This window comes from Pedobacter sp. MC2016-14 (assembly GCF_020991475.1).
In the GTDB taxonomy this organism is placed as follows: domain Bacteria; phylum Bacteroidota; class Bacteroidia; order Sphingobacteriales; family Sphingobacteriaceae; genus Pedobacter.
The window spans coordinates 178,769-196,271 of the sequence record NZ_JAJMPA010000004.1; the positions used below are offsets into that span (position 1 = coordinate 178,769).

At 40.7% G+C, this 17,503-nt stretch carries 15 protein-coding genes; 9 read left to right on the plus strand and 6 right to left on the minus strand.

All coding sequences use genetic code 11. The features are described from left to right. Positions 1-2: 2 nt before the first annotated feature. The 6 genes from LPB86_RS19210 to ubiE form a co-directional block, all read right to left on the minus strand. Positions 3-665: a CBS domain-containing protein gene (locus tag LPB86_RS19210; protein ID WP_230693037.1), complete on the minus strand. Its 663-nt coding sequence runs from the start codon at positions 663-665 to the stop codon at positions 3-5. Then, complete coding sequence (locus LPB86_RS19215; protein ID WP_230693038.1) at positions 666-1,430, minus strand: alpha/beta fold hydrolase; 765 nt, start codon at positions 1,428-1,430, stop codon at positions 666-668. Positions 1,431-1,511: 81 nt separating this feature from the next. Continuing rightward, complete coding sequence (locus LPB86_RS19220; protein ID WP_230693039.1) at positions 1,512-1,958, minus strand: GatB/YqeY domain-containing protein; 447 nt, start codon at positions 1,956-1,958, stop codon at positions 1,512-1,514. Positions 1,959-1,960: 2 nt separating this feature from the next. After that, positions 1,961-2,719: an SDR family NAD(P)-dependent oxidoreductase gene (locus tag LPB86_RS19225; protein WP_230693040.1), complete on the minus strand. Its 759-nt coding sequence runs from the start codon at positions 2,717-2,719 to the stop codon at positions 1,961-1,963. A gap of 38 nt (positions 2,720-2,757) precedes the next feature. Beyond that, positions 2,758-3,495, minus strand: coding sequence for an outer membrane beta-barrel protein (locus tag LPB86_RS19230; RefSeq protein WP_230693041.1), 738 nt, complete (start codon positions 3,493-3,495; stop codon positions 2,758-2,760). A 77-nt stretch (positions 3,496-3,572) separates the two neighbouring features. Continuing rightward, on the minus strand, positions 3,573-4,304 hold the full coding sequence (gene ubiE / locus LPB86_RS19235; RefSeq protein WP_230693042.1) for a bifunctional demethylmenaquinone methyltransferase/2-methoxy-6-polyprenyl-1,4-benzoquinol methylase UbiE: 732 nt from the start codon (positions 4,302-4,304) through the stop codon (positions 3,573-3,575). A 54-nt stretch (positions 4,305-4,358) separates the two neighbouring features. On the opposite strand from ubiE, the gene yihA reads away from it, so the two are divergent. The 9 genes from yihA (at position 4,359) to LPB86_RS19280 (ending at position 17,502) form a co-directional block, all read left to right on the plus strand. Next, on the plus strand, positions 4,359-4,991 hold the full coding sequence (yihA, locus tag LPB86_RS19240; protein ID WP_230693043.1) for a ribosome biogenesis GTP-binding protein YihA/YsxC: 633 nt from the start codon (positions 4,359-4,361) through the stop codon (positions 4,989-4,991). Between the two features lie 6 nt (positions 4,992-4,997). Then, positions 4,998-5,864 (plus strand): UbiA-like polyprenyltransferase, encoded by an 867-nt coding sequence (locus LPB86_RS19245; RefSeq protein WP_230693044.1) that lies wholly within the window; start codon positions 4,998-5,000, stop codon positions 5,862-5,864. A 2-nt stretch (positions 5,865-5,866) separates the two neighbouring features. Continuing rightward, a complete protein-coding gene (locus LPB86_RS19250; protein ID WP_230693045.1) occupies positions 5,867-7,582 on the plus strand; it encodes a M3 family oligoendopeptidase in 1,716 nt (571 codons plus the stop codon). Positions 7,583-7,610: 28 nt separating this feature from the next. Further along, entirely contained in the window at positions 7,611-9,560 is a 1,950-nt protein-coding gene (locus tag LPB86_RS19255; RefSeq protein ID WP_230693046.1) for an amino acid permease, read from the plus strand. Positions 9,561-10,026: 466 nt separating this feature from the next. Beyond that, a complete protein-coding gene (locus tag LPB86_RS19260; RefSeq protein ID WP_230693047.1) occupies positions 10,027-10,671 on the plus strand; it encodes a DUF6266 family protein in 645 nt (214 codons plus the stop codon). Between the two features lie 64 nt (positions 10,672-10,735). After that, on the plus strand, positions 10,736-11,338 hold the full coding sequence (locus tag LPB86_RS19265; RefSeq protein ID WP_230693048.1) for an RNA polymerase sigma factor: 603 nt from the start codon (positions 10,736-10,738) through the stop codon (positions 11,336-11,338). A 54-nt stretch (positions 11,339-11,392) separates the two neighbouring features. Further along, positions 11,393-12,412: a FecR family protein gene (locus LPB86_RS19270; protein WP_230693049.1), complete on the plus strand. Its 1,020-nt coding sequence runs from the start codon at positions 11,393-11,395 to the stop codon at positions 12,410-12,412. 100 nt (positions 12,413-12,512) lie between these two features. After that, positions 12,513-16,082: a SusC/RagA family TonB-linked outer membrane protein gene (locus LPB86_RS19275; RefSeq protein ID WP_230693050.1), complete on the plus strand. Its 3,570-nt coding sequence runs from the start codon at positions 12,513-12,515 to the stop codon at positions 16,080-16,082. A gap of 10 nt (positions 16,083-16,092) precedes the next feature. Then, positions 16,093-17,502, plus strand: a complete 1,410-nt coding sequence (locus LPB86_RS19280) for a RagB/SusD family nutrient uptake outer membrane protein (protein WP_230693051.1) — start codon at positions 16,093-16,095, stop codon at positions 17,500-17,502. The last annotated feature ends 1 nt before the right edge of the window (position 17,503 follow it).

Here is a 17,503-nt window from a genome sequence, read left to right on the forward strand (position 1 = left end):
GGTTAAACGTTTAAATAATTCATTAAAGAATTGTACCGGTCTTCCGTACCCTGGTCCGTAGCTGTACTGTTAAAAATACTTTTAACATCGTAATCGTAACGTTCAAAAGAGGCAATAATCCCGGAAAGATCCGTTTTGTTGATTTTCAACGTCACTTCCAATTTCGTAGAATCTGCGAAAGCCTGTACATAAGAAGAAAGGATTTGCGCGTTATCCGCTTCAACAATTTGTGCCATATGCGCCAAAGAATTATTACGGTTACTAATCTCCAGCACAATAATCCCTCCCGGTTCTTTTACCGCAAAAATCTCCGAAGCATATTCCATCAGACTCTGTATAGAAATCAGGCCCAGATAGTTTTTCTGATAATCCAGCACAGGAACAACGCTAAGCTGCAACTGGTCAAACAGCCTGATCACATCATAAGCATGTGCATCCTGATAAACAAACGAGTTTAGTATCGTCAAAGAAAGGCTCTTTATTTGAGCATTAAGGTCTCTAACTTCAATCAGTTCATCTTCTCCAAGCAAACCCAGAAATTGATCTTCATTAACAATCGGCATATGACTCAGTTTAAACTCAGTCATCCTATCCAATGCTTTCTGAACAGTATCAGAAGTTTGTAAAGGAGGTATAGAGTTAGATATGAGTTCAGCTGCAATCATTTATTTCAGTAATATTCTGTTTAAAAATTTATCCAGGTATTCGTTAAATTCCTCCGGACGCTCCATCATTGGTGCATGTCCACATTTATCTACCCAATTCAGTTCAGAGTTGGGCAACAATTCATGAAACTCCTCCGCCACATCTGGTGGGGTAACTTTATCCTGTTTTCCCCAAATCAGCGATACAGGAATGGTAATTTTCCCGAGGTCTTTACTCATATTATGTCTAATGGCAGACTTTGCCAGCGCAAGAATCCGAATCACCCGGGAGCGGTCGTTCACCGTTTTAAAAACTTCAGCCACCAGCTCATCTGTCGCCGTTGCCGGATCATAAAACGTGTAGGCTACCTTCTCCTTAATGTAATCATAACTTTCTCTTCTCGGAAAAGAACCTCCAAAAGCATTCTCATACAAACCAGAACTTCCTGTTAACACCAGTGCCTTCACAAATTCCTGATGTGCCGTAGTAAATACCAGACCAACATGTCCACCTAACGAATTGCCGATCAGCACCACCTGCCCTAATTTCTTAAATTTTAAAAATTTATGAATGTATTTAGATAAGCTTTTTACCCCAAGTGTTAACATTGGTAACTCGTAGATAGGTAAAATCGGCACAATAACGTGGTAACGATCTTTGAAATAATCTATAGTTGGCTCCCAGTTGCTCAGTTCGCCCATTAATCCGTGAAGTAATACCAGGGTTTCTCCTTTTCCCGCTTCTATATATTGAAACCCATTATCTTCTATTACTTCGTATTTCATATTAATGCTATAAGACATGCTACTAAGTTAGCAGCCAAAATTTAATTATCGGCAATTTAAGTTATTTATTTAAAGCACAATTTATGCCAACTGTAATTTAACAATTTCTGCAATTAACTTTCCATCGGCTTTTCCTGCTAATTCCTTATTTGCCAAGCCCATAACCTTACCCATATCCTTTACAGAATTTGCGCCAGAACTTTCCACAATTTTAGCAATCACCGCTTCTACTTCTGCCCTGTCCATTTGTTTGGGCAAAAAGTGATTGATCACCTCAATTTCTTCTTCTTCAATCAGGGCAAGATCTTCACGACCCTGACTTTTATAGATGTCCGCAGATTCCCTGCGTTGTTTAATGAGTTTCTGTAAAATTTTAAGCTCAGTTTCTTCAGTAATTTCTTCTGCCTGACCTTTCTCTGTACGTGCCAAAAGCAAAGCTGCTTTAATGGCGCGCAATCCCCTTAAACGGGCCTGATCCTTAGCCAGCATGGCTTGTTTTATTTCCTGATCTATTGTTGTTGATATCATAATTATTTTATTAATATAAGTGATCCGTTAGCCTGTGCCGTTGGCATGATCAGCATATCGTTAATATTTACATGGGCCGGGCGACTTACCGCATACCAAATGGCATCTGCAATATCCACAGCCATCAATGGGTCAAATCCTTCATATACTTTTTTGGCACGCGCTTCATCACCACCAAAGCGCACTACCGAGAATTCCGTTTCTACTGCTCCGGGATGTATTGCTGTAACCTTAATCCCATGCACCAGCAAATCAATCCGCATGGCCTTGCTCAGCGCATCAACAGCATGTTTGGTGGCACAGTAAACATTTCCGTTAGAATAAACCTCTTTTCCTGCTATGGAGCCAATGTTTACAATATGCCCTGATTGATTGGCAACCATCCAGCCCGAGACAATTTTAGAAATATATAAAAAGCCTTTCACATTGGTATCAATCATGGTATCCCAATCGTCAAGACTTCCCTGATCAATCGGGTCCAGGCCCCTGCTCAATCCGGCGTTATTAACCAGTACGTTAATCTGCTTCCAGTTGTCCGGCAAAGTATTTAGCAAATCAACTTCATTTTTATTCCGTACGTCAACTACCAATGCTTTAGTTTCAATGGCATATTTGTCTTCAAAATGCCTGCACAACTCATCCAATTTATCTGCTCTTCTTGCCAATAACACCAGGTTATAACCTTGCTGGGCAAAAAGATGTGCGCATGCTTCTCCAATACCTGAAGTTGCTCCTGTAATCAGTGCAATTTTTGAATTCATTTCGTTTCTTTATGGTACAGGGGCAAAGTTATCAAAAATTACTCAAAGAAGAGGCTGAATGTGACATGTCGCAACATCAGCTTATCTATAGGCCGTGTGTAGAGGTTTTCTTCTTCTTTCATTACACTGTTAAGAGCATAAGAAAGCTTAATTTCAGGCGACATCTTAAAATACTCAAAATACAAGTCAAATCCTAACCCCGCCTCATAACTTAAAAAGTTCTTACGGTTCTTCAGCAGTTTCTCCAGCGGTGTATTACCGGTGTCATCTGTTTTTTTGCTGGACGCAATGTCAATCGAATATTTGGCGCCCCCAAGCAGGTAAGCCCTAAAATTGTTTCGCCTGTCCGACTTCAATTTCAATCCCAAAGGAAACTCTACCATACTTGCCTGTACTTTTTGTTCCTTAAAGGATTGCGGAATAGCTACCGTTGCCGGCTTTTTAAACTCGTAATTTACAATCCTGTCGTTAAAAATCAAAGAAGGTGTAAAACGCAAATCCATATGTTCGTTAAGGCGGTAATTGGAAACAAAACCAATCCCGAAACCCGGAGAGGATTTGCTGTAAATGGCAGTCATCTCATCTGTAACCTGTCCGGTTTCATCAAAATACGGATTTCTCCAATCTGCCTTTTTTAAAATTTTATATTCAGAAGATATATATTGAAAAGTAAAGCCAAAATGCAAATCAGTATCGTCTACGCCCCCACCCCAGTTTTGAGCTTTAGTGGTACAAACCGCAAACAACAATAAAAAGATCAGGCCCAGTTTTTTCATCTGTAAATTTGTTTTTTAGCTATTATGAAGCTATCAGATTTATTCATCCCAGGTGTGGTTGATAAATCATGATGGTTTCATTTAATTCCTGTGTAAATCGCACTTATACCAAACGTTAAAGGCCGGTGTTTAGTCTCTTTAAAACCCACTTTATCCATCAGGGCTGTAAATGTTTTTCCATCAGGAAAAGCGGCAACAGATTCAGGCAGGTAGCTATACGCACGCTGATCTTTTGAAAACACCCTCCCTAAAAATGGAGTAATGTATTTAAAGTAAAAGTTATAAAGCTGTTTCACCGGAAAAACCTGTGGTTTGGAAAACTCCAGAATTACAATTTTACCATGAGGTTTCAACACCCTACGCATGTCAGCAAGTCCTTTTTCCAGGTTTTCATAATTTCGCACACCATAAGCCACAGTAATCGCATCGAAGTGATTGTCCTCAAAAGGTAACTTTTCAGAGTCGCCCAGTTTTACCGAAAACACCTCATTCAAATTACGGTCGTTAATTTTACGCTTTGCCACTTCAAGCATTCCGCTGGAAATGTCCACGCCAATAATCCGCTCCGGCTTAAGGATCTTAATGGCTTCAAAAGCAAAATCGCCCGTACCCGTCGCCACATCAAGCATCAGTCGCGGATGGATAGATTTTAATTCTTTAATCGCCTTTTTACGCCATAAAATATCTATGCCAAGCGACATAAAATGATTTAAAAAATCATAAGTGCCGGAGATATTATTAAACATATCTGCCACTTGTTCTTTTTTTGTAGCTGTATCAGACTGGTAAGGGGTTATTTTTTCATTCATGGTTGTGCGGCAAATATAAGTATTGTTTGAAATCTAATTTTCTACCTTTGTCAAATGATTATAAAATCAGCAACATTTGTTTGTAGCAATACAAAGATGGCACCATTGCCTGTAGCCAACATGCCGGAATATGCATTTATCGGCCGTTCCAACGTAGGTAAATCTTCCCTGATCAATATGCTGGTCAATCAGCATGGCCTTGCAAAGACTTCTCAGAAGCCTGGAAAAACGCAATTGATCAACCACTTTTTAATAAACGAAAAATGGTATATCGTAGATTTACCAGGATACGGTTATGCTAAAGTATCTAAAAACAGCAGAGAAAGCTGGGAAAAGTTCATCCGCAATTACATCACCAAAAGGGAAAGCCTGCAATGTGTATTTGTGCTGATAGATAGCCGTATCCCTCCACAAAAGATAGACATTGAATTCTGCTGCTGGATGGGGGAAATCCAAATCCCATTTGTACTGGCCTTTACAAAAACAGATAAGCAATCGGTTACAAAGACGAATCAAAATATCGCATTGTTTAAAAAAGAACTTAGCGGGTGGTTTGAAGAAATTCCGCCTATTTTCCGTACATCCGCAGAAAAGATACTGGGCCGTGATGAGATCCTTGGATTTATTGAAGACACCAATCTGGATTTCGCCATGCCCATACTAACCCCCAACGATGACCCTGCCTAATAAATCATGAAGAAGTATTTTTCCCTGGTGCTTTTTGCCCATTCTATATTTGCCCTGCCATTTGCTATGATTGGCTTTTTCCTGGGCGTAACCACCACAGATCAGCCTTTTAGCTGGTTACTTTTTGTATTGGTGTTATTATGTATGGTATTTGCCCGAAATTCTGCCATGGCCTTTAACAGGTACCTGGATCGTGATATTGATGCTAAAAATCCAAGGACGCAGATGCGTGACATTCCTGCCGGAAAGATCGGCGCCAATGAAGCACTTATCTTCGTTATTGTCAATTGCCTGCTGTTCATCATTGCCACAAAATTCATTAACAACTTGTGCTTTTACCTTTCGCCGGTTGCCTTATTTGTCGTTTTGTTTTACAGCTACACTAAAAGATTTACTGCACTTTGCCATCTGGTTCTGGGCTTAGGCCTTGCGCTTGCTCCCATTGGGGCTTATATCGCCGTTACCGGCCAATTCAATATTGTTCCATTACTCTATTCTTTTGCTGTGTTATTTTGGGTAAGTGGTTTTGATATTATTTATGCCCTGCAAGATGAAGATTTTGACCGCGCAGAAAAGCTCCATTCCATACCAGCAGCGCTCGGTATAAAAAATGCGTTAAAGCTTTCCGTTTTTCTTCATGTATGTTCCGCATTATGTGTAATCCTCCCCCTTTTATTTACACCTTTTAGCTGGTTCTACTACATCGGTGTAGCATTTTTCTGTGCTATGCTCATCTATCAGCACCTATTGGTTAAACCTGGCGACATCAGCAAGGTAAACAAAGCATTTGCCACTACTAATGGCTTTGCATCTTTAATTTTCGCCATCTGCTTCCTGCTGGATGCGCTATTAAGAACACATTTTATACTTTAATCATGATCAATCTCATCATACCTAAAAAAACAAGAACTTTTATTCCTCAGGACCTTGTAATGCAATGGGACAACCTGGAGCCCATCCTGAACGAATTGCTTGCCCGTCAAATCGACAATGTTACCGAACTGGAACAATGGCTAAAAGACAAAAGTGAACTGGAAGCGGCATTGGAGGAGGACTTTGCCTGGCGTTACATTAAAATGAGCTGTGATACTGCCAATGAAGAAAAAGTTAAAGCATTTCAGTATTTTGCAGAAGAAATCGATCCAAAAATATCACCTATCAGCAACCTGCTCAACATCAAATTGATGGAAAGTGATTATGTAGAGGAACTGGATCAGGAAAAATATTTCGTTTACCTGCGTGCCATCAGGAAATCTTTAGAACTGTACCGCGAAGAAAACGTAGAACTGTTTACTAAAATCCTAGTTACCCAGCAAAAGTATCAGGCTGCTTCAGGTGCCATGAGCGTTACCATCAACGGCCAGGAATACACCATGGAGCAAGCTTCGGTATTTATTAAGGATACCGACAGAGCCGTTCGTCAGCAAGCATGGGAGACCATCCAGCAACGCAGATTGGTTGACAAAGACGACCTAAACATCATTTTTGATGAACTGGCTACAATGCGCCATCAGGTTGCCCTGAATGCTGGATTTGAAAACTACCGGGATTACATGTTTCAAGCCCTGGGACGTTTTGATTATACGGTTAAAGATTGCTACCATTTTCATGAAGCTATAGAAAAGGAAATCGTTCCTATCCTTAAAGAACAGGCTGACAAAAGGGCGAAAGCCATCGGAATTGAAATTTTGAAACCATGGGACCTGGATGTAAGTACTTCAGGAAAACCGGCCTTAAGGCCTTTCAAAAATGGTGCTGAACTGATCGACAAAACCATTGCAGCTTTTAATGCCATCGATCCAAAACTGGGACAGATGCTTGCGGTAATGAAAGCCAATAATTTGTTTGATGTGGAAAGTAGAAAAGGGAAAGCACCAGGGGGTTACAACTATCCTCTGGCAGAAACGGGAGCACCTTTCATCTTCATGAATTCTGCCGGTACCCTGCGTGACTTGACCACAATGGTACATGAAGGCGGCCATGCCATCCATACTTTTTTAACGGCCAACTTAGAATTGAACGACTTTAAACATTGTCCATCAGAAGTTGCCGAACTTGCTTCAATGAGTATGGAGTTGATCTCTATGGATCAATGGCACATTTATTTTGACAATGAAGAGGATTTGATCAGGGCGAAAAAGGAACAGTTACTTGACGTTTTAAAAACTTTGCCATGGGTTGCCGTGATCGACCAGTTTCAGCATTGGATTTACACCAATCCGGGTCACAACGCAGCTGATAGAGAAGAAGCTTTCAAACAAATCTATACCACCTTTGGCGCAGGATTTGCCAACTGGCAGGATCTTGAACTTCAATTTGGCAATGTATGGCAGAAACAATTGCATGTTTTTGAGCTCCCTTTTTATTATATCGAGTATGGTATTGCGCAATTGGGTGCAATTGCCATCTGGAAAAACTATAAGGAGAACCCATCAAAGGCTTTACAGCAATATTTGGATGCTTTATCCTTAGGTTACACTAAACCAATGAATGAAATTTACGAAACCGCAGGCATTAAGTTTGATTTTAGCGTAAATTACATCAACGAACTTGCCTCATTTGTTAAAACTGAGCTGGAGAAACTGGATTAATTCAATATTATTTTTAAGTTTGAGGTATATGATCAAAAAACTGCTTAGGAAAAAGTCCATTACCAAGATATTAGAGGATGCGGAGAAAGGTTATGGTGAGCATGGCACTTCTTTACATAAAACTTTAGGGGTACGGGACTTAACTGCCTTCGGGATTGCGGCCATCATTGGTGCGGGTATATTCAGCACCATTGGAAAGGCCAGCGCAGACGGAGGTCCGGCAGTTATATTTTTATTCATCTTTACCGCTATTGCCTGTAGTTTCGCTGCTTTTGCTTATGCAGAATTTGCCTCAATGGTTCCTGTTTCAGGTAGCGCCTACACCTATTCTTATGTTGCCTTTGGCGAATTGGTAGCCTGGATCATCGGCTGGTCGCTGATCATGGAATACGCCATTGGCAATATCACTGTCGCCATTTCCTGGTCGGATTACTTTACGGGACTGCTCAGTTCCATTCGTATCCCTGCATTGGGAATAGATGGAATCCATTTACCCGACTGGATGACGATGGATTACCTTTCTGCCTTTAACGGGCATACACATGCGGAAGCGATGCTCAATGCCGGGAAAAGTTATGCCAACCTGGATGAGGCTACACGCCTGGCCAGTAACGCCTGGGACACGGCCCCCAGAATCGGCAGCTTTCACCTTATCGCAGATCTTCCTGCTTTGGCTATTATCATTTTTATTACCTGGCTGGTGTACCGCGGTATGAAAGAATCCCGCAACGCCAGTAATGCCATGGTAGTTGTTAAATTGGCTGTAATCTTATTGGTACTTTCTGTTGGTGTTTTCTATGTAGATACCAGCAACTGGAACCCATTTGCACCCAATGGTGCTACAGGTGTTTTAAAAGGTGTATCGGCAGTCTTCTTCGCCTACATTGGTTTTGATGCCATTTCTACCACCGCAGAAGAATGTAGGAATCCTCAAAAGGATCTTCCCCGAGGTATGATGTGGGCCATCATTATTTGTACCATTTTATATGTTGCGATTGCATTGGTATTAACCGGCATCGTCAACTACAGCTTATTGTCTGTCGGCGATCCGCTAGCTTTTGTATTTGATCAGATTGACCTTAAATTAATGAGCGGAATCATTGCCGTAAGTGCGGTTTTTGCCATGGCCAGTGTATTACTTGTTTTCCAGATGGGACAACCCAGAATCTGGATGAGCATGAGCAGGGATGGTTTATTGCCCCCTGCTTTTTCCCGCATTCATCCAAAATATAAGACACCTTCTTTTGCTACTGTAGTTGTTGGATTTGTAGTAGCTGTACCTTCTCTATTCATGAACCTGACCATTGTAACCGATCTTTGCTCTATAGGTACGTTATTCGCATTTGTATTGGTTTGTGCGGGTGTTTTGGTGTTACAAAACAGGCCCGATGTACAAAGGGGGAAATTCAAAATTCCTTACGTTAATGCTAAATTCATTGTTCCTTTTCTTTTAATGGCTGCCATCGCTTTTGCATTCACTGCTTACAAAACTGAGGCAGTAAACTTTTTAAGCAACCGGGCTAAAGTAAATGATCCCGTAACTTTTGTCACCTCATTAGATTCGAAAGAGCTGACAGCCGTACAAAACCAGATCAAAGCAGAAAGCAAAATAAACGCTGGACAGGTAGTGGCCAGAAATATAGATACAGAAGCATGGCTGAATGGATTATCTGCAGTTCAATACCAGAATTTTATTGACAACTCAGCTGTTGCTGCAGACAAAAAGTATGAAAGCGGCTGGAGCCTTTTCAAACATAAAATCCCAATGTGGATTTTCCTGATCATTTGTGTCATCATCAGTTATTATTGTGTGGTCAAAAACCTATCACTCATTCCTGTACTGGGCTTAATCAGCTGCTTGTACATGATGTGCGAATTGGGCATTTCCAACTGGATAGGTTTCGGCATTTGGCTGATTGTAGGTTTAGTGGTTTACTTCCTTTACGGTTATAAACATAGTAAATTGAGGACTGAATAATTTCAATCTTGATTGTCCCATTTTTCCGTATACTCTTCTACCTTCTCTATTAAGGGAGTAAAATTACTATCCCCTTCACATTCAATTATTTTAGACAAACTCCTGCCATCAGGCATTCATTTTCTTAATCAACTATTTTAATTCTTTCAAACCAGGATCATCAACAAACTGGTCTATCGTTATAGACATAAATGCAAGTTGCAGGGAGGTTGTTGTAAACAAGTGCGTATAGACTGCGTATGAAGAGCGTATAGACTGCGCCTGGCATGCGAAAAATTCTAGCTGATGATCCGTTTTTGATCTGGTCCAGTTTCGGCCTTTAAACCGGTTTTGTGCGAAGAACCTCCCTATAAACCCTATATTCTTGACATTTAAACGACTAACTACAAAATGTTTCTGCCAAAACTAATTTATAACTTGGCCTAAAACAAGCGCAAAATCAACTGTAAAAACTGGTTAATAAGATATGGGAAAAATGAATTATGGGCCTTTTGGTCCATTCACAGGGAAAATTGGCAAGCTTGTTGGCAGCTCCAGAAATGGTGTATTTTATGTAAAAACAATTTCAAAAAGAACAGCGCCATTTTCTGAAGCGGAGCTGGCCAATCATAATAGATTTAGAGTTGCAGAAGCCTGGGTAAAACCACTTTTATCTTTTGTAAAAGTTGGTTTTAACAATGATACACCTAACCGTGGCAGATCTGCAGCAAAATCTTATATAATGAAAAATGCCATAGAAAGCGAAGGCCTGGAGGTTACTGTTTTCCCGGAACGCATGAAAGTAAGTATGGGCAATTTATCCTTATCAGAAAACATCAGCGTAGCTGTTGATGAAGATCTAAATTTACATTTTAGCTGGAACAAGGATTATGTAACCAATGGCAGCATGCGCGACCAGATCATGATGCTGGCCTATGACGTAGATGCTAAAAGAGCGTATTCCGTTACAGCGGGTAATTTTAGATATTTGGGAACAGATGTGTTGCCTATCGATAGCAAATCATATGAGCGTACTTTGCACATCTATGCAGCCTTTAATGCAGAGAATAGGAAAGATCAATCTGAAAGTGTTTATTTAGGCACAATTATTATTCAAAAATCCGATGCATAAGATCTGATATTTAATATTTTTTGTACGTTTACAATAAAAGGCATACTATTAACTAATCGCTGTTTTGAAAGAGTCTCAAGATCATGTTCAACTTTGGCAAAAATTTATCCAGGGAGACAGGGATGCATTCACAGCAATATACAATACCTACATCGGTAACCTGCATGAATATGCAATGCGGATTTTAAAGGACCAGGAGCAGGTAGAAGATTGCCTTCATGACTTATTCACAAAACTATGGGCCAATCATAAAACACTTGGTCATACAGATAATATAAAATTTTATTTGATCGCAGCTTTAAGAAACAACATCATCTCTTTTAGAACCAGAGAAAGCCGATTCCAAAAAGAAGAACTGCGGGACCACGAGGCTTTTGTCCTTGAATTTGATGCAGAAGCCAACAGGATAAAAAACGAGGAATCTTCTGAACAAAGTAAAAAAATTAAAGCCGCACTGGATCAGCTTACCGGGAGACAAAAAGAAATCCTTTACCTTAAGTACTTTGAGGAGTTGGATTATGAACAAATTTCAGAGTTGATGAATATTTCTGTGAAAGGCGCTTATAAACTATCTGCAAGAGCCTTGGAAGGGCTAAGGGCGATCATGAATGTAGACAAAGCCACTGTTATTTTGATGCTTTTTCACTATCGATCACAATTATTTTAAAAAATAATTGAATTTCATGGGGTGTTTTCCCTTTTCTTGGTGTTTGTCTTTATAATGCAGCACGAATATTATCAAAAATACAGCAACATTGAAGCATTCCTTAGCGATGAAGTTTTCATAAAAGCTATCAAGGACCAAAAACCAGAAGATATTTCCTTCTGGAATGCATATGAGGGTTCAGCACCTGCCAATATTGCGATATATCTTGCTGCAAAAAAGGAGCTTGAATATATCTTTAGTGCAAAAAGGATCATAACTTCAGATGCCTTTAAAGCGAAGCTGTTAGACAAGATCAATAAAAGCATTGACCAACAACAATATAAACAAACTACTACAAAACGCTTGTACAGATATATTGGTACTGCCGCCGCAATACTCCTTATCAGCATGGTGAGCTTATGGTTAAAACAAGCAGAGGTTACCATAAACACAGCTTATGGCCAAAAGAAAACCGTTACCCTGCCTGATGGCAGTTCCATTATGATGAATGCCAACTCTGAACTTACCTATCCCCTACTATGGAAATTTATGCGGGTAAGAAAAGTCTATTTAAAAGGAGAAGCTTATTTTAAGGTGGTTCACTTAAATAAAAATCCCGAGGACATTAAACAAAATGAACGTTTTCAGGTGCAGACGGCACATTTGAACATTGAAGTTCTTGGTACCGAGTTTAATGTTAAAGACCGGCGCAATACCGCTAAAGTAACACTAACACAAGGAAAAGTAAGTGTATGGTCTAACAGATCAGCACAACGCCTTACATTAAAGCCTAATGAGATGGCACAGCAAACGCCTACTGAAAAACTAAGGATCCTGCAAAAGAATGCGCAAACAGAAAGCGCATGGACAAATGGCAACATGAAGATGCAAAAAACCACAGTTAAACAGGTTATACAGGAGTTTGAAGATACCTATGGCCTTAAAGTTATACTCGACGACCCGGCCAGGGATAGCGTAAAAATAGACGGCACCATTTCTTTCAGAACGCAGGAGGGTGTGCTTTTTGTACTCGCCAATATACTAAATGCCAACATAAAAAAAGATGGTAAAACCATCCATTTACAACCCAGATAACACACCACACTAAATTCACCTAAACCATAATCAAAACAACATGAGAAAAAGCTCTACTCAATTTAGTAGGATGCTGATTTGCATCTTATTTTTAAATTTCATGCTTGTACTGTGCACAAAAGCGCAGCAAAAAAATGAAATCACAGTATCTGAAGCCCTCGAAAAAATAACCCAAAAATACGGGACAAAATTTGCCTACGATCACAATATCGTAACAGGAAAGCGGATTGCTGCATCTGCCATTAATGCTAAAACCCTGGATGAAGCACTAAAAAACGTTCTTTATCCAAATAATTTGCTCTTCCTTTATGTTTACGAAAACAACTATACTATTGTGAGCAGGGACATCAAATTTGAACCTACAAAAGGCAGCATCACACTACCTGCCGCAAGCGAAAATCAAGTCGTTAAAGGTATGGTTACCGATGAAAAAAACAATCCGGTACTAGGTGCTACTGTACGTTCCAGTCTTGGCAACAATGCGGTTATGACAGATGTGAACGGACGATTTACCCTCTCAGTACCCAATACATCGGGAATTATAACGGTTACGTACATCGGTTACCAAAGCTTTGCTTATGCACTTGCCAACAGGAAAACAGATGTCATCATCAACCTGCAACCTGATGTAAATATGCTGCAGAATGTAGACATTGTTTCTACGGGTTATCAAACACTTTCTAAAGAAAGAACAACCGGATCTTTTGGTGTAATTACCGCTAAAGAACTGGCAAAATTACCGTCACCAAATGTTTTGCAACGCCTGGAAGGTCAAATCCCAGGGCTTCAGGTTAGTTTAACCAGCGGCGACCGTACGTTCGCTTTTAACAATACACAATTGTCTGTTTCATCTGCCACCAGAACGGTTGGAAAAACAGATTATGGTATCAACATCAGGGGTACTGGCACAATAAGTGGCGAGGCCATGCCTTTAATTGTAGTAGATGGTGCCATTTCCGAATTGGACATCTCTTCCTTAAATCCAAATGATATTGACAACATCACGGTGCTAAGAGATGCTTCTGCCGCCTCTATATGGGGTGTCCGTGCAGCCAATGGCGTAATTGTGATTACCACAAAACAAGGCACCGTTGGCCAGGCACCTGCCATTAACTTTTCAGCAACGCTAATGACGGCCGATGCACCCGACTTGAGTTATTTGAGGAGTATGAATGCGGCACAGGTATTGGATTATGAAAAAGAGCTGGTAGATAAAGGTTTTATCGTAAACACCATCCCAAATTCATATACAAATGCTGCGCTGCTCAACAGTGAGGGAGCCAATCTGGCCATCCGACTTAAAGCAGGAACCATTACCCAGGCGCAATATGATGCACGTGTAAATGAGTTGAGTGCAATTGATAACAAATCTCAAATCTCAAAATACCTGCAGCGTGCAAGCAGCAACCAGCAATATAATTTATCTATTGGTGGTGGCTCTAATACTTCAAGGTACTTCTACTCCGCATCTTACAGCAAGGAACTTCCAAATACTGTTGGTGCTTCAGGTTCCCGCTTTACAGCAACCCTGAACAATTCATGGAAATTGTTTAAAGTGGCTACCCTAAGCACCAATATTAAAGGAACATTTTTTAAATATGCGAACAACGGAATCAGCGTTGGCAGCCTCTATACACCAACAAGATACACCCTATTGCCTTATCAGCTGCTCGCAGATGAAAATGGTAACGGCATCAATTTTCCAAGGTATGATCCTGCTTACACCAGTACATTGGCCGGCAGCTATAAGAGCTTTAATTACAATTATCTGGAAGAATTGGCCAACGCCGATAATACTCAAAAGGATAACAATTACACCGCTAACTTTAATTTAAGCGTACCCATCTTTAAAGGGCTATCGGCATCTGCAACTTATAATACAGAGCGCTCGTTTAGCAACAGCCGGATTTTCCGCAATCAGAACACCTATGAAATGCGAAGGGTTTTAAATTACTATACTTTTCCTGGCTCTGCCAGAAATAGTCTTGGAATTACCAATGGTGGCTCTTTAGGTTTGATCAATACTACACAAAATAGTTATAGCGTTCGTGGTCAGCTGAGCTACAACAATACCATTAGCAAAATCCATCAAATTGACGCGATAGCAGGATCAGAGATCAGGGAAACCAATATCGGACAGGGTACCTCCACGTTGTGGGGATACAATATAGTAACAGGTTTAACCAATGCAAATATCAATTATACTTCTACTGCTTCTTATCCTTACATAGCTGGTGCCACTGCTACATCTTACACTACCTTCACCGGTGGGGGTTATCCTACACAAAGCGACAAAAGACGAAGGTTTCTATCCTATTATAGCAATGCGGCCTATACTTTAATGCAGAAATACAGTTTGTCTGCCAGTGTGCGGTATGACGACTACAACAACTTTGGATTGGACAGGAAGTACAGAGCGACACCATTATGGTCTGCAGGGGCAAAGTGGAATGCATCAAGAGAATCTTTCATCAAACAATTCAGCTGGATTGATAATTTAGGCTTTAGAGCAACTTATGGGGTAAATGGAAATCTTTCTTTAACCACTTACCCTTATACATCAATCGCAACTTTAAACAGCGGTGATGCCCTAACCGGAGAATCCTACGCAATGGTTCTTGCATTGGCAAACCCTCAGCTGAAATGGGAAAAAACCTACGTGACTAATTTCGGAGCGGATTTCTCGGTATTAAATGGTGCTTTATCTGGTTCAGTAGAAGTCTACCAGAAAAGAGGACGGGACTTACTTTTCTCCTTCCCCATCAACAGCACTTACGCAGGAACCATTGGCACAACCAGCGGCATTACCTTATTGTACCGCAATACCACCTCTATGAATGGAAATGGTGTAGACATTAATTTGCGTAGCAAAGTATTGAGTAATGAAAAAATGGAATGGACCCTGGGTGGTACATTTTCTTACAATAACAATAAGATTATTGATACCCGTTTTGCAAGCAATTCTTACAATGCCAGCTTCTCTTCTTACCCTCAGGGTGTCGGCGCCATTGCTGGTTATGCGATAGACAAATTACTGGTTTACCGTTTTGCAGGTCTGGATGCCAATGGACTTACCCAAATTTATGCGGAAGACGGATCTGTTATTCCTTCTACAACCAGTACCATTACCTCATTTGGCGTATTGAAAGATGCAGGACGTATAACTGCACCTTATTATGGAAGTTTAAACACAACTTTCCGTTATAAACAATTTAGTTTATATGCTTTGGCCACTTATCAGTTTGGAAGTGTCTTTATCAAACCGAATGTAGTGAGCTATATTACCAATAACCGTTTGGCTAACTACGATTTAAGCGCAGCCATTGCCGACAGGTGGAGGGTTCCGGGTGATGAGTTAAAAACTAATGTACCCGCATTAAACAGTAATTTTTACAGTTTGGCCAGGTATCAATATTCTGATATTAACGTGTTAAAAGGAGATTATCTGCGTCTACGTCAAGTTTCTCTAAGTTATCAGTTGCCTGCAGGTTACCTAAACAAATATAAAATTAAAGGTGCACAATTGGGCGTTTCTGTAAACAACCTAGGTCTGTTATGGAGAGCAAACAAAGAAGGGTACGACCCCGACTTCTCCAGCACTTCTCTGGGTGGGACAACCAGTTTGCCCGCTGCCAGATCTTATAACTTTTCATTAAACCTCAACTTTTAACCTCAACAACATGAAACGTTTTACTTTATTTATAACTGCTGCCGTACTAGTTTTTAGTGGTTGCAAAAAATTTGTTGACATCAAAACACAGGGAAATCTTGTTCCGGGAGAAATCATCAACTACCGCTACCTGCTCAACAATACGTCGGCTTTTGAATACGGCCCTCAAATCTCCGACATGGCTTCTGACGATGTACAGCTGGTAGACGGCAGTGTACAACAGATTGCACTTGTCGGAGATGCCTATAATTACTGGAGCAAAAGCTACACCTGGCAACAGGGGCTTTTCCCTTTTGGAACCAGCTACCAAGGTGACAATAATTGGATTAACCTTTACAATGCGATAACTGTATCCAATATCGTGATCAATGAAACTCCGGAGGCTGGCGACGGTACTCTGGCAGAAAAAAATGCATTGATTGCGGAGGGTTTGGTACACCGTGCCAATGCCTACTTAATGTTGGTAAACACCTATGCAAAACCTTATAATGCATCTACTTCGACAGCTGATCCTGGTGTACCGCTGGTACTGATAGGCACCACTACGCAGTCGCTGGTTAGAAATCCTGTTCAAGAGGTGTATAACCAGATTATTGGTGACCTGAAAAGAGCCATACCTTCTTTGCCTGCTACACAATTATACAATACGCTTCCTTCTAAACCTTCTGCTTATGGCACTTTAGCACGCACCTACCTATACATGAATGATTATACCAATGCTAAGCTTTATGCAGACAGTGTTTTGCTAACCAGAAGCACACTGAACGATTTGAGTACAATTAATGCTACGACAATTTCAAACACAACATATCCGGTGCGAAGAACCGATCCTGAAATCCTGTTGTCGAAAATTGCCTTTGGAGGTATTTCTGCATATACCCCATATGCGCTCAGGCTTAGTGATAACCTCCTCACTTTACTAGGCACAACAGATCAGCGTTATACTTTATTTACAACAGTACCCGCTACGATCTCCGCAAATTACAATACTGCTGGTGGAAGGTTCTTTTTTAAAGACAGGGCAATGGGCGAAGCACGTAACATTGGCCCCTCTGTGCCAGAAATGATGCTGATAGAGGCTGAATACTATGCGCGTAACAACAACAGGGTATTGGCCATGGAATGGGTAAACAGGCTTAGGATAAAAAGGTTTAAGACTGCCGATTATGTTGCGCTAACCGCAACTTCTAACGATGACGCTTTGTTTAAAGTGATTGAAGAACGCCGCAGGGAATTCTTTTGCCGAATGACAAGATGGTGGGATATGCGGAGGTTAAAAGATGACGCCCGTTTTGCGCAGACGTACACGCGTAGTTTCGGTGGGGTTAACTATACCCTTAATGCCAGTAGCAACGGTTATGTATTTCCAATCGCAGAATACCTGATTTCCCTAAACCCAGAAATAGCACAAAACCCATAAC

What these genes read in the sequence shown, in the direction of transcription:
- LPB86_RS19210 (WP_230693037.1), bottom strand. Translation starts at nt 665, where the DNA reads ATGATTGCAGCTGAACTCATATCTAACTCTATACCTCCTTTACAAACT.
- LPB86_RS19215 (WP_230693038.1), bottom strand. Translation starts at nt 1,430, where the DNA reads ATGAAATACGAAGTAATAGAAGATAATGGGTTTCAATATATAGAAGCG.
- LPB86_RS19220 (WP_230693039.1), bottom strand. Translation starts at nt 1,958, where the DNA reads ATGATATCAACAACAATAGATCAGGAAATAAAACAAGCCATGCTGGCT.
- LPB86_RS19225 (WP_230693040.1), bottom strand. Translation starts at nt 2,719, where the DNA reads ATGAATTCAAAAATTGCACTGATTACAGGAGCAACTTCAGGTATTGGA.
- LPB86_RS19230 (WP_230693041.1), bottom strand. Translation starts at nt 3,495, where the DNA reads ATGAAAAAACTGGGCCTGATCTTTTTATTGTTGTTTGCGGTTTGTACC.
- ubiE (WP_230693042.1), bottom strand. Translation starts at nt 4,304, where the DNA reads ATGAATGAAAAAATAACCCCTTACCAGTCTGATACAGCTACAAAAAAA.
- yihA (WP_230693043.1), top strand. Translation starts at nt 4,359, where the DNA reads ATGATTATAAAATCAGCAACATTTGTTTGTAGCAATACAAAGATGGCA.
- LPB86_RS19245 (WP_230693044.1), top strand. Translation starts at nt 4,998, where the DNA reads ATGAAGAAGTATTTTTCCCTGGTGCTTTTTGCCCATTCTATATTTGCC.
- LPB86_RS19250 (WP_230693045.1), top strand. Translation starts at nt 5,867, where the DNA reads ATGATCAATCTCATCATACCTAAAAAAACAAGAACTTTTATTCCTCAG.
- LPB86_RS19255 (WP_230693046.1), top strand. Translation starts at nt 7,611, where the DNA reads ATGATCAAAAAACTGCTTAGGAAAAAGTCCATTACCAAGATATTAGAG.
- LPB86_RS19260 (WP_230693047.1), top strand. Translation starts at nt 10,027, where the DNA reads ATGGGAAAAATGAATTATGGGCCTTTTGGTCCATTCACAGGGAAAATT.
- LPB86_RS19270 (WP_230693049.1), top strand. Translation starts at nt 11,393, where the DNA reads ATGCAGCACGAATATTATCAAAAATACAGCAACATTGAAGCATTCCTT.
- LPB86_RS19275 (WP_230693050.1), top strand. Translation starts at nt 12,513, where the DNA reads ATGCTTGTACTGTGCACAAAAGCGCAGCAAAAAAATGAAATCACAGTA.
- LPB86_RS19280 (WP_230693051.1), top strand. Translation starts at nt 16,093, where the DNA reads ATGAAACGTTTTACTTTATTTATAACTGCTGCCGTACTAGTTTTTAGT.